The sequence below is a fragment of the Streptomyces abyssalis genome (assembly GCF_001751365.1).
In the GTDB taxonomy this organism is placed as follows: domain Bacteria; phylum Actinomycetota; class Actinomycetes; order Streptomycetales; family Streptomycetaceae; genus Streptomyces; species Streptomyces abyssalis.
In genome coordinates, this window is record NZ_LJGT01000040.1 from 855,325 (window position 1) to 868,484 (window position 13,160).

Annotated in this window: 8 protein-coding genes; 4 read left to right on the forward strand and 4 right to left on the reverse strand. The window is 67.8% G+C overall.

Annotated elements, in window-relative coordinates; genetic code table 11:
* Positions 1–57 precede the first annotated feature (57 nt).
* On the forward strand, positions 58–2,064 hold the full coding sequence (locus tag AN215_RS18615; RefSeq protein WP_245694543.1) for an ABC transporter ATP-binding protein: 2,007 nt from the start codon (positions 58–60) through the stop codon (positions 2,062–2,064).
* On the forward strand, positions 2,061–3,539 hold the full coding sequence (locus AN215_RS18620) for a phytoene desaturase family protein (RefSeq protein WP_070011841.1): 1,479 nt from the start codon (positions 2,061–2,063) through the stop codon (positions 3,537–3,539). Before AN215_RS18615 ends, AN215_RS18620 begins: the two co-directional genes overlap by 4 nt.
* Positions 3,540–3,546: 7 nt before the next feature.
* Here the strand turns inward: AN215_RS18620 and AN215_RS18625 are convergent, their stop codons facing one another.
* Positions 3,547–4,521, reverse strand: a complete 975-nt coding sequence (locus tag AN215_RS18625; protein WP_070011842.1) for a helix-turn-helix transcriptional regulator — start codon at positions 4,519–4,521, stop codon at positions 3,547–3,549.
* A gap of 981 nt (positions 4,522–5,502) precedes the next feature.
* Between AN215_RS18625 and AN215_RS18630 the strand changes: the two genes are divergently transcribed.
* Positions 5,503–8,082 (forward strand): ATP-binding protein, encoded by a 2,580-nt coding sequence (locus tag AN215_RS18630; protein WP_070031203.1) that lies wholly within the window; start codon positions 5,503–5,505, stop codon positions 8,080–8,082.
* A 497-nt stretch (positions 8,083–8,579) separates the two neighbouring features.
* Here the strand turns inward: AN215_RS18630 and AN215_RS29615 are convergent, their stop codons facing one another.
* Positions 8,580–8,900, reverse strand: coding sequence for a hypothetical protein (locus tag AN215_RS29615; RefSeq protein WP_139140758.1), 321 nt, complete (start codon positions 8,898–8,900; stop codon positions 8,580–8,582).
* 36 nt (positions 8,901–8,936) lie between these two features.
* Here AN215_RS29615 and AN215_RS29620 point away from each other — a divergent pair, with 36 nt between their 5' ends.
* Complete coding sequence (locus AN215_RS29620; RefSeq protein WP_139140759.1) at positions 8,937–9,230, forward strand: hypothetical protein; 294 nt, start codon at positions 8,937–8,939, stop codon at positions 9,228–9,230.
* Between the two features lie 384 nt (positions 9,231–9,614).
* On the opposite strand, the gene AN215_RS28750 is transcribed toward AN215_RS29620, so the two are convergent.
* Both AN215_RS28750 and AN215_RS18640 read right to left on the reverse strand, forming a co-directional pair.
* Entirely contained in the window at positions 9,615–10,643 is a 1,029-nt protein-coding gene (locus AN215_RS28750; RefSeq protein WP_079123178.1) for a lamin tail domain-containing protein, read from the reverse strand.
* Between the two features lie 467 nt (positions 10,644–11,110).
* Positions 11,111–13,141 carry a hypothetical protein gene (locus AN215_RS18640; RefSeq protein WP_070011844.1) on the reverse strand — a complete coding sequence of 677 codons (2,031 nt, stop codon included), beginning with the start codon at positions 13,139–13,141 and terminating at the stop codon, positions 11,111–11,113.
* Positions 13,142–13,160 lie beyond the last annotated feature (19 nt).

Below are 13,160 nucleotides of genomic sequence, written 5' to 3' on the forward strand. Positions count from 1 at the left end.
CGAAGCACGATTCACCAACTCCGGGACACGACCCGTCAACTCCGGGAGGAGCCCGCAATGACAGCCACGCGGTACACCGATCGTCGGCGGGGCCGCGGACGGCACAGCCGCAAGACCGACCGCACCACCTGGGAGGGGACCCGCGGCAAGCCGGAATCCGTCTGGACCGTCTCTCTCCGGCACCGGGCGCTGCTGATCACGGGCATGCTGCTGGGACTACTCGGTGTCGTCGCCTCGCTCGCCCAGCCGTACGCCATCGGCAAGCTGATCGAGACTGCCGAGCTGGACCAGTCGCTCGCCGGGCCGATCGCTCTGCTCGTCGTACTCTTCTGCGCGGACGCGGCCTTCTCCTCACTCCAGGCCTACGCCATCGGACGAACCGGGGAGAGCATCGTCTTCGACGTCCGCCGGATCCTGATCGAACGGCTGCTACGGGCCGAACTGACGTCGGTGAACAAGCAGCCACAGGGCGACATCCTCACCCGGACGGTGACCGACACCTCCCTCGTGAAGATCGCACTTTCGCAGAGCCTGGCGCAGCTCTTCATCAGCGGGGCGACGATCATCGGCGGTGTCGCCCTGATGTTCGCCATCGACGTCTCGCTCATGCTGATCACGCTGGCCTGTCTGGGAGTGGCCAGCCTGGTGTCCATCGGCCTCGCCCGCAAACTCCGGCAGGTAGCCGTGCAGAACCGTGAGGACACCGGTGCGTTCGGCACCGAGGTGCAGCGGGTGCTCTCGGCGCTGCCCACGGTCAAGGCCTCCCGTGCGGAGGACCGGGAGTTGCTGCGGATCGGCCAACAGGCCCACCTCGCACGTACGTCGGGAATCCGGGTCAACGCGTTCAACGCGCTGCTGATGCCGTCCATGAACGTCGGTACCCAGGCGGCGCTGGCCATCGTGGTGGGCGTCGGAATGACCCGCGTGGCCGGCGGAGCGATGTCGATCGCCGACCTGACCGCCTTTGTGATGTACCTCTTCCACCTGGTGTCGCCGCTGGTGCTGTTCTTCATGGCCATCGGCCAGTTCGTACAGGGGCGCGCCGCGGTACAGCGGGTGGACGGGCTGGCCGTACTGCCCCAGGAGGGGCAGGAGGAACGGGTCCAGCAGCCCGCCCTCGTCGGATCCCTGATCCAGGACCGGGGCGCGATCGAGTTCCACAACGTCCGGTTCGGGTATGACGGGCAGGGTGCGGAGGCGAACGCGCTGGCGGGCGTGTCCTTCCACGTACCGACGCGCGGGCTGACCGCGATCGTCGGCCCGTCCGGAGCGGGCAAGACGACCCTGTTCCAGCTCATCGAGCGCTTCTACCGGCTGGACGGCGGCAGGATCCTTCTCGGCGGCCAGAACATCGAAGCACTGCCCCTGGACACCGTCCGCGGACTGGTGGGCTACGTACAGCAGGACAGCGCGACGATGCGCGGCACCATCCGGGAGAACCTCACCTACGCCAACCCGGATGCCGCAGAGGCCGACATCCGCGAGGCCGTGGAGATGGCCGGTCTCTCGGATGTCGTCCAAGGTCTGCCGCAAGGACTCGATACCGATCTGGGCGATCAGGGCAGCGGGCTCTCCGGCGGTCAGCGGCAGCGGCTGTGCATCGCCCGCACGCTGCTGCAGAAGCCCGCGATCATGCTTTTGGACGAGGCCACCTCCCATCTGGACTCCGACTCGGAGCGGGATTTCCGGCAAGTGCTCCACCGGATCTCCCGGCACTGTGCGGTCATCGCCATCGCGCACCGCATCTCCACGGTGATCGACGCGGACCAGATCGTCGTGCTGGAGAACGGCAGGGTCCGTGCCACCGGAGTCCACGACGATCTGATGGAGCGGGACGACCTCTACCGCCGTCTCGCCGGCTCCCAGCTCCACGCCGAGTCAGGGCTCGTGGGCGAGCCGGTCATTCCGCGACTGGAGCAACAGCACCCGGCCTACGAGGCGTTCGAGCACCCGCCGCAGCAACTCAGGCCGGATGCGGACGCGTTCCAGCCGCAGAGCGCGGAGGGCACCTCGGACGTCCAGGCCGGCCAGCAGTTCCCGGAACCGGTGGGCGGCACCGTATGACCTCCGCCGACGTGGCGGTTGTGGGTACTGGGCCCAATGGGCTGGCGGCGGGGGTGACTCTGACCCGGGCGGGTTTGAAGGTGGAGCTGTACGAGGCGGCCGACACCATCGGCGGCGGACTGCGCACCCAGCCGCTCTTCGAGCGGGACGTCGACCACGACATCTGCGCCGCCGTTCATCCCATGGCCGCCGCCTCCCGCTTCTTCCGCGAGTTCGACCTCGCCACCCGCGGCGTGGAACTCCTGCACCCGGAAATCTCCTACGCCCACCCGCTGGAAGGCGGCCGGGCCGGACTCGCCCACCGCGACCTGGCCGCCACCTGCACGGAACTCGGCCCGGACGGCGAACGCTGGCGGACACTGCTGCAGCCGCTGCTGGACCACAGCCAGGGCGTGGTGGACCTGATCCTCTCCGGCCAGCGCGCCCTGCCCCACGACCCGGCCGCAGCACTGGCGCTGGCCACCCGGATACCGGTGCACGCCAGCCGTCTCGGCGCCGCCCGCTTCGCCACCGAAGAAGCAGCCGCCCTGCTCACCGGCGTCGCCGCACACGCCATGGGCAAACTCCCCAGCCTCGCCTCCGCAGCCGTCACGATGCTGCTGGGCCACCTCGCCCACGGCACCGGCTGGCCGCTGCCACGCGGCGGCAGCGCCCGCATCGCCCGGGCCATGGCCGCCGACATCACCGCACACGGCGGCACCTTCCACACCGCCTGCCCCATCACCAGCCTGGACCAACTCACCGGCGCCCACACGATCCTGCTGGACACCAGCGTCAAAGGACTACTGGCCCTCGCCGAGGACCGACTGCCACCGCGCTACACCCGCCGCCTCAAGCGATACCGCTACGGCCCAGCCGCCGCCAAGGTCGACTTCCTGGTCACCGAACCCATCCCCTGGGCCAGCCCCGCCGTCGGGAGAGCCGGAACCGTGCATCTGGGCGGCACCCACGCCCAGATGACCCACCAGGAGACCCTGACCGCCCGCGGCATACTCACCGAGGAACCCTTCGTGCTGCTGGTCGACCCGGCCGTCACCGACCCCGGCCGCGCACGCCCCGGCAAACGCCCGGTGTGGACCTACGCCCACGTCCCCAACGGCGACACCAGAGACCCCGCAGAACTCGTGCGCTCCCGCATCGAGCACTACGCCCCCGGCTTCACCGACACCATCCTCGCCCACCGCTCCATCACCGGTGCCGGCTACGAGACCCACAACCCCAACTACGTCGGCGGCGACATCGGCTGCGGCGCCATGACGCTGACCCAGTCCCTCGCCCGCCCCACCCTCAGCATCGACCCCTACCGCACCCCACTACCCGGCCTCTTCCTGTGCTCCGCCGCAACCCCACCAGGACCCAGCGTCCACGGCATGTCCGGCTACCTGGCCGCACAATCCGCACTGCGCACACGCTTCGGCATAACCACCACACCCTCACTGGCACCCGAGCCGACTGTGGCGGAGGGCATGGGCTGACCCGGGTTCAGATCCAGCCCCGCTCGCGGGCCAACAGTGCCGCCTGTGCCCTGTTGTCAGCCCCCAGGTGCTTCATCACGGCTGCGACTTTGCGCCGGAACGTACGCACCGATACGCCGATGCTCCGTGCGGCGGCCTCGTCCTTGTCGCCCGAACACATGGCCACGAGCACCTCCTGCAGCGTCGCGGCGATCAGCGCTTCGTCGGCCGACTCCTCGTCTCTGGCCGGGAGTTCCTCGGCCTGTTCCCAGATCCGCCAGAAGAGGGCGACGATGCTGGAGACCAACCCGCTCTCGTGGGCTATCAACGCTCCCCGTGACGTTTCCGCGGGATCCACGGGCACGACGGCGACGTTCCGGTCGTAGGCCAGGATGCGTTCCGTGGTCTCGTCGACCACCCGGATCCGTGCTCCTAGGCCCGCCAGTTCGCGCAGATAGGCGGCTGTTGGGGGATGATCGAGCGCGGCGCGCAGCACGATCATGTGCAGCCGGATTCCCCTGCGCAGACAGCGCAGGTCCAGGCGGCGGGCGTACTCGATGCTCTCCGGCTGCAGTTCCTCGTAGGGCTCGACGGAGAGCACTTCCTCCCTCGCGAAGAAGCAGAGGTCGTCTATCCGATTGCGCATCTCCGCCAGATCCGTGAGCTGCTCGACGTCACACGAGGCGGTAGTCCGTGAACTCTGCTCGGTACGCAGCGAATCGGCGACCTGCCGACACCCGGTGACCCGCTGGAGTTCGCTGTGCAGCGCTCCCAGTCGCTGGTCCGTGAGCCGCGCGACGGCGGTGTCCGGATCGGTAGGGATCATGCGGCACCCGCCGATGATGCGGAGCATGCCCAGGTCCAGCAACCTGTCGACACAGTCCGGTACTGACTCCGTGTCGAGGTTCAGCTCCGCATGGATCTCCTCAACGGGGGTGTTCGGGTTGCGGAGGAAGTACCGGTAGACCTTCTCTTCGGCCGCGCTCACGCCGAGCACTGCCATCGCATTGGTGTCCAACCCGCGCCCACGTTGCTCTTGGGTCGGCTGGGGTTGGCGACCTGCGCTGATGCGCGCCGGACGACGCGGTGGCGTGGGAGCAGGGACGCTGATAAGCACATCACGCATGGGAGTTGGATTCAGAGCTCCTCATTCAAGGGCAAGGTTCACGTGGACAGGCCACACCGCTCACCGGTGCCGGCCGTCCGTGAACTCTCTTGGCAGTTGGTGAGTGACCCCGGCGGTCTTTGGTGGAAGGTGCGGTGCTCGCACTGCTCGTGGGCCCGCGCGCCCATGCGTCGGGTATCGCCCGACGCGACCGGCCTGGTCGTTATCGAGGTTCACAGAATCTGTGGCGGCGTTTCAGGTGGGCTGTCTTCGGCAACTGGAGGTCCGCCCCCAGTCCGGTGACGCCGAACGCCTTCGACCTGCTTGCCGCGCTTGTGCGTCCTCTGTGCCGTGGATCTGAATGATCTCGCTCATCGCAGTCATCTCTGGGTTCCAGACTCATTTTCTTCGGCCCGAAGTGTGTGGACTACGCGCCAAAGTGATCTGCCCCATCACCTGTCTTTCGATCCTCACCGGCTGCTGACTGACTGTGCATCGGCAGATAGTGCAGCGATGAGGGGCGGTGCGAATCCGCACCCGCACAACGTGGCCGGCCGCGACCGGACGTCGGGGGCGGCAGGGGCCACCGGGGGTGACGGCAGGACGCCCGCGGGCGTACCGATCTGGTACGGAGGCCGCGTGACAGACAGCACCACGCACAGGCGGAGGTGGGACGCAAGAGAACGGGGTCAAACGCCACTCGACTTCACACACACCCCATCCTCGTCCTTGTCACACATGCACCATGAACTCCGCGTACTTCGGGGCCACATGCATGCTGAGGTGGTGAACCAAGAGCAGGATGCTTCCGCTTCCCTCCGCACTCTGGTGAGCAACCTGGTGCGCCTGGAGGTAATGGCGCGGACATCTCCGAGTGGCGTGAGCGGGAAGGAACAGGCATCGGTACTGGCCGAACTGCAGAGGACCAGTGGCTGGGCCCTGCGAGCCGCTGTGGCACGTGCCCGGCAGCGGGGGGCCAGCTGGCGTCAGCTCGCCGTCACACTCAACATGCCGGCGATGACGCTGCACCGGCAGTTCCACTCTCGACACGGCGTCTTCGCGATCGGACAGCACCGCGGCGGCCCGGCGCCCACGGAGGCGAACACGGAGACGGGCGAACGACTGGACGCGCGCGGACGGCCCACGCTCGCCGACGCACCGGCCACCTCCCCAGGAGCGCCGCCACGCCAGCAGGACGGCGATCCCCCGGCCGTACTGGACCAACTCGTCGGGCGGGAACGCGAGCTCGTGGACCTGCGTCCGCTGCTCGCCAAGAGCCGGCTGATCACCCTGACCGGTCCGGGTGGCGTGGGCAAGACGCGGCTGGCCCTGGAATGCCTTGCGAAGATCCGCGCTTCTTACGGTGGTGGCGTGCGGTGGGTGAACCTCGCGCCCCTGTCGGACGGCTCGCTGGTCGCGCCCACGGTCGCATCGGCAGTCCTTGGCGGATCCATACCGACCGGTTCCGTCGAGGATGCCGTCTCGGACGGCTGCGGCTCCCGGTCCGCCCTCCTCGTGCTGGACAACTGCGAGCATGTGATCGAGAGCTGCGCGGAACTCGTCGAACGGCTACTGCAGCGATGTCCCCGGCTCAGTGTGCTGGCGACCAGCCGCGAGGCTCTGCAGATCACCGGTGAGACCGTCTTCCCCGTCACACCCCTGCCCGTACCCGGATCCGGCAGGGGCACCGCGGCCCGCTCTGGCGCCGCCGTCCAACTGTTCGTACACCGGGCGCGCTCGGTGCAGCCGTCCTTCACCCTCACGGACACGATGGCCGAAACCGTCGCGGCGGTGTGCATGCGTCTCGACGGCATCCCACTCGCCATCGAACTGGCCGCGCGGCAGACCGCATTCCTCTCTCCCACCCGTCTGCTGGAGGACGCCGACCGGCGGCTCGACCTGCTCGTGGGCGGTCTGCGCACCGCTCCGCACCGCCACCAGAGCCTGCGGTCCGCCGTCAGCTGGAGCTATGACCTGCTCGACGCGGAGCAGCAGCAGGTGTTCCGCCGGATGTCAGTGCTCCCAGGCGGTTTCGAGGAGCCGTTGGCGACGGCTCTGTGCGCCGGTCACGGACTGTCCGGAAATCGTGTGTGGTCACTGCTGACCGCCCTGGCCGCCAAGTCCCTGCTGGTGAGTGACCAGGCAGCCACGGGTCGATTCCGCATGCTGGAGTCACTGCGGGTCTTCGGCGGGGAATGCCTCGACGCGGCAGACGAGTCCGAAGAAGTGCACGAGCGGCTGCTGGCCTGGATGTCGGATTTCTCGGAGAGGCTGTTGCTGTGGACCAGCAATCCTGCCGTCGACCTCGCCGGACAACTCGACCGGGAACGCCACAACCTGCACTACGCCGTCACCACCGCAGAACGTCTCGGCGATCCGCGAACACCTCTCCTCGGCGCCGCGCTCACGTCCTGCTGGAACAGGCGAGGCGTTCCCCGCCAGGCCGAGAGGCTCGCGGAGAGGCTGCTCGCAGCCCACCCATCCCCCTCGGTAGGACGTGCCTGCCTGTCCACCATGCTGTCGGACGCACTCTGCCGACGCGGGCACCACGAGGACGCCGTCGCCCCGGCGGAGGAAGCTCTTGGCATCGCCCAGACCCGAGAGCACCCCACGCTCATCGTCCGTGCGCTCGGTGCGCTCAGCCGGGTACGTAGCTGCCTGGGCGAGCACGACGTGGCGCTCGGGATATATCAGCGTCAGGTGGAGCTGCTCCGCACACTGGAGCAGCCCACACTCCTCGCGATGGTCCTGAACCGCCTCGCCTGGAAGCTGCTGATGATCGGCCGGGCCGACGAGGCGACCGGGCACATAGAAGAGGCGCTGTCGTTCCTTGACAGCGACAACGCGCCGGAGGCACTCAGCGCCACCCTGCACACCGCGGCTGGCGTCTCCATCACCCGGCAGCGGTTCGAAGAGGCCGCCCAGTACTTCACGATGGCGCTCACCATGCAGTCCGTTGACGCCGAGGGCAAGCTGTACAACCTGGAAGGCCTGGCGCTCGTCGCCATGACCGACGGCCAGCCCGAACGCGGACTGCGCCTGCTCTCCACCGCGAAAACGATCCGGGAGAAATCACATCTGGTCGCTGACGCATGGTGGAACGACATGGTGCAGACGACCGCGGAGCGAGCCCGCCAGGACCTGCCCCCGGCCCGTGCCGCCGCCGCGCTGGCGGACGGGAAGGAGCTCAGCCCTGACGAGGCCATCCGCTACGCCCTGCACAACGCCTGGCCGCCGGGCCGATGCGACCACCCCGATTCGGTTCTCACCTCCCGCCAGTGGCAGGTGGCCGAACTTGTGGCAAAGGGCCTGACGAACCAGCAGATCGCAGCACGTCTGCACATCTCGCCACGTACCGCCGCGAGCCATCTGGAAGCCGTGAAGATCAGACTGAACCTGCAGACCCGAGCACACGTGGTCACCTGGGTAGCCTCCACCGAACACACTCGCAAGGAATAGCCACCACACAGCCGGAGATCTTCCCGCCCACAGAACGGAATTGGCCTCTGACCTGCTACGTCTCTGTGCCCCTGGCGGTGTGCTCGCTCAGGACACAGGGAACGGGAGCTCCGCAGGCAGCCGACGGAACAGGGCCTGGACGCCGGCCCAGCAGCCGCTGCCGACCCGGCAGGCCTTGTCCAGAGGTTCGTCGGAAAATGGGCTGCCGCTCCAGCCGCCGGCCGGCGAACGGTGTGTGCACCCGTTGTGCACCGGCCCGCTGAAACTTCTCTCTCCGTGCAGGTCAGGGTTTCTTCTCAGTTGTACTTCGACATCTAGAAACGGCGCAGGTCAGAGCACTCGTTAGCTCTCCTGGGCCGTGAACGGGCCGTGGGCCGCACTTACTTCGGGCTATTGCGGGCAGGTCAGGAGACTGCCCGAGTCGCGGCAAGCTTACGAGCCCCTGACCTCTCGCCCCAAGGCAGCCCCAGTCCAAAGCCGCTACACCGACCGCGAGTTCAGCCGATCATCCCGGAAATTCCATCGTCATCCAAAGCCTGTCTGGCCCTTCTCGCAAATAGCCAGATTTGACGCAAGAGTTCTTCAATAGCTTGCGGTGTCTCCTCTAGGAACGAATCGCCGCTGTCATCATTGCCAGCCCTTCGCGAGGCCCACACATCGAGCTTGAGCTGGATGTTCCTAGAACGAACAGCTATGTACTCACCGCTCTCACTTACTAGAGCTGGACCAGCAAGCAGGATGGCGTCGCGCTGCTCGTAGAGAGAGTCGACTAAGGCCCTCAGCTCTGCCCTGTACTCCTCAGTGACCCGTCGCTCCAACCTGATCCCAGAAAGGGTGCCCAGCGGAGCCAAGTGATGCTCGACCGCATTCGCGGAACGCAGAAAGCCCTGGTACGTCTCGCGCCGAGGCTCGTGTCGTTGGCGCCGATGCTCTGCCCGCGCCGTGATCCGAGCCTGCTCGCGAGTGGACCAGCCTGTCGCAAGCGCAGCTCCGATAGTGGCCGCAGCCCCTGCCAGGGCACCAAGCACAGCCGCCAACCCAGCATCCATGAGCTGATTATCTCCGATTGCAGTACGGCGGCGAAGTACGGCAACCACGGTGACCGCAGCCGGACGGCGATGCCTCCGGACAGCCAGCCGACCGGCTGACGTGAACTCAGCAAGCGTCGTGCCCAATAGTTCGCAACGCGAGGCCGGCAGGCCGGGGTTCGGGCCGTCGTGGGGCCGTGCGAGGGAGCCCAACGGTGACAGACGACGACAGAGGTCAACAGCCAACGCGCAGGTCAGGCTGTTGGTCTCCCGTACGTTCGCAGGTCATGGAACGGGCGCATCACTTCTTCGACATCTAGGAAGGGGGCCGGTCGACCGGCCTTCGACGCTGCGCGGCTTCGGTGGCCCGCGGAAGCGCCTTTCCGGCGTCTTCCGCGGGCCACCGTCTGTTCCGTCCTCATGTGCACCGGGCGGCGCCGTAGTTGAGGGGCGGGTCCAGGTGATCCGTACAAGCCCCACCTGGACCACACCGCTGCTGCTCGACTAGCAGGTCTTGGAGACCTTCACGGTCTTGGTGTAGGCGCAGGCATCGCTCACGGTGCCGTTCCCGCGCTGCAGCAGGATCGCGTCGCCGTCGTTGTTGAGGATGTTGCTCCTGCCACGGAAGAGGGTGGAGGCACTGTTCGTGCCCTTGCCCATCCTGACCGTCACGGTGTTCCCGGCGCCCAGTGACACGTCCGGGAAGCTGTACGAAGTCCCGCCCGCGTCAACGAGCTTGTAGTCCTTGAGGCCGACCGCGGCCGCGGAACGGTTCTTCACCTGGACGTACTCACCGTTGGGGTTCTTGGCGTCACTGCCGGAGGGATCGAAAACGATCTTCGTGACCTTGAACGCCTCGTGCGTGTCGGCCGGCGGGGTGACGACCTCGTCCTTGCCGGTGAACTTGTACGTCTGGTCTCCGACCGTCACCTTGCTGATGACGCCCGAGCCGCGCATGCCGGAGCCGAGCGAGAAACCGGCGGCGACGACCTTCGCGTCGGGGAAGGCTGCACGCCAGCCGTCCAGCGTGCCGTGGTTCTCCGAACCGGAGCCCCCCTGGTGCGAGGGGGCGGCGTCCTTCACGGCCTGCGTTGCGGAGGCCGGGACCCACCAGTCGGGCTTGCCGTCGAGGGTGTAGACGTCCTCGCCGACGAGGATGGCGTCCGCGCCTTTGTAGCCCTGGTTGTTGTACATCGACGTGGACTCATCGTCGTCCATGTCGACCAGGAGCTGCTTGCCGGGCTTGGCGTCCGTGCCGCGCCAGTCGAGAGCCGGCTCACCGGCGTCGGCGAGCGTCATCTCGGACTTCCAGTATTCGGCGGCCTTGGACTGGCTGGTGCTGGAGTCGGTGACCACGGAAAGGCCGTCGGTGCCGAACATCACGTGGCCCTCGGTCCGGGTGTCACTGATCTGCGCCAGGAACTGGCCCTCTCGCAGCGTCGTAACGGACTCGGCCTGGGCCGTACCCACGAGGCCGAACGAAGTGATCGCTGAAGTGGCTGCGATACCCGCGATTATGAGCTTCTTGTTCACTTGTTTCTCCAGTCTGCTGAGTCACTCTCCGGTGACGTTTCTCCCTCGGGAGCCGAACGTCGTTCTCCGGAAAAGCTGGTGAATGTTTTTCTGAGCTGACCGATGAGCCTTTTCGGCACGTGTTCGCAGGCGTCCGGAGGAACTGCCGTTCTTGCCGGTGCAGTTCGTGACGTACCTGCTTCCGGCCGGGTGATCGCCGCTTCACCTGTCGGTCGTTGACGCTTCAATATAATCGGGCGAGTCCGCGCCACTCACCAGAAACCTCATGGACGGTCCGACTGTGACGGTATGCGGACAATCGGCACCCTGCCGGGACACATGCCGGCCGGGACGGCCCCGAACCACGAGCCGGCAGGCCGGAAGGAACGTCGAGACCGAAGGCCGAAACCGCCACGGGTGTCGCGGCTCAGGGGAGGCTGTCAGGGCCTCACGCGGGACGCCCGTCCGGGATGCTGCGGCTCACAGGCTCACAGGCTCGTGGGCCCTTCGAGGGCTTGCAACGTCCCCGCAGGCAGCCGGTCGTTGCCCCAGCTGCGCTCGATGTAGCCGATGATCCGGGCGACGTCCTCGGCGGGCACCCGCTCCGGTTCGCCGCGCTCGAGCGGGTCGGCGTGGAAGATGTAGAGCCGCGAGGCGAACTGGTCGAACGGCAGTGAGGCCTCGCCGAACCGCTCGCCGTTTCCCGCGGTGGAGACGATGACGCCGTCGCCCCAGTCCTGGCCGCTGTCGTTGTTCGGGTTGAAGAAATACACCCGCATCACGCCCTGCGGGTCCGGCGCGGCCCGCAGGATCGTGATCGCGTGCCAGCCGACGTAGCGGGCCGCGCTGTCGGTGACGGCGACGCCGGCCGGCTGCGGATGGATCAGCGGCTGCTCGCCGTTGTAGGACGGGTGGTAGCCGGCGTGGAACTGCCGCAGGAACCCGTCGAGATCGACCAGGTTCCCGGTCGCGACGTCGACGTTGATGTGGAACCCACGGGCCGCCCACCAGCCGTGGAACTCGGGGTTGACCCACCGGTGCGGGTCCCCTGGCCGCGCGGCGCAGCGCCGCCCCATCTCCGCGTAGATCCGGTCCAGGTGGGGCACCACGACCAGCGACACGGGGTCCAGGTCCATCGGCAGCGTGCTCGCGACTCCGGTCGCGCTGTCCTTCGACGAGATCGGCTGACCCTCGAAGTGCATGAGGATCTCGTCGTCGCGGGCCGCCCAGACCACCATTTGCAGCAGGTAGTCCGGGTCGTTGTAGGACCACATCGACAGCGCGCGGGCGGACTGGCAGGTGGGGTTGTCGCCCTGACCGACGCCGAGCGGCTGGCCCAGCATCGAGAGCACCCCCGCGACCAGCCGCGCCTGCGGCCCCGGCACCTCGCCGAAAACCGTCGTCAGCCGCTCCCGCGCGGCCGGGGAGAGATCGAGCGCCAGCTGGCGCCACAACGCGGGCACCACCGGCGGCTCGTAGAGGATGCCGCGGTCGAGCAGCAGCGCCAGCCCGTAGATGCATTGCGCGGTCTGCGGGTGCACGGCCACCTCGATCAGCCGGTGCACCAGTTGGCTGTAGCGCAGCAGGCAGTTCCGGCCGGTGTCGGACAGCCCGAGCGCCTCACCGACGAGGTAGTCGCTCTCCCGCAGGAGGAACCGGAGCAGCTCCGCGTGGTACGGCGACACCAGGCCGGTGTCGTGCATGGCACGCGCGAACCCCGTCGCCTCGTACTGCAGGCCGCCGGCGTCCATCGACTCGAGCCGGGAGCGGAAGACGTCGATGCCCGGGTCCTCGCGGCACGCCTCGGTGGTCCCGAACAGGCTCGTGATGAGCCGGTCGATGCCCTGCCCTGACGACGGGCCGAGAGCGACGTCCGGGTCGTCGCGGTAGACCGCGATCCGGGTGATCAAGGACTGCACCGCCTCGACCTGGATCGGCCGCTGGCGCAGGATCCGCCAGATCTCGTCGACCAGGTTGTCCAGGACGCTGTCGTAACCGATCTCGTCGGCGAGGTGGCGGAACAGGTCCCGGATGAGCTGTGCGGTCCGGCCCTGCTGGGTGCGCTCCGCCTCGCTGGGCGGGGTGAACAGCAGCTCCAGGTTCGTCGCCAGTACCTGGGACAGGAACTGGCGGGCGTCCTCGGCCGGCAGCGTCGGGTGTGCGAAGTCGCCGCGGGCGACGGCGAGCATCCGCAGCTCGCTGGCCGCCTCCATGACCACGGTGTCCGCGTCGCCGCTGTGCAGGCCCGGGCTGACCAGCGACGGGATGAGGATCTCCGGTGACGCCCAGTCCGTCTCCCGGAAGAGCCCGGCTTCCTCAAGGGCCTGAGCCCTGGCCTGCACCGCCGCGGCGCCGCCCGGCTGGGTGAGCACCCGCCGCAATGCTTCCAGGACCCGCCGCAGTTTCGTGTGCTTGCCGAAGTCGCGGGTCTCGGCCATGGCCTGGATGGCGTCGTCGAGTGAGGTCACGCGCTTGTCCAGCGTCGTGGCCTCACCGCTGGCGTCGACGGTCGGTTTCAAAGGGTTTCCCTGGGGTTGG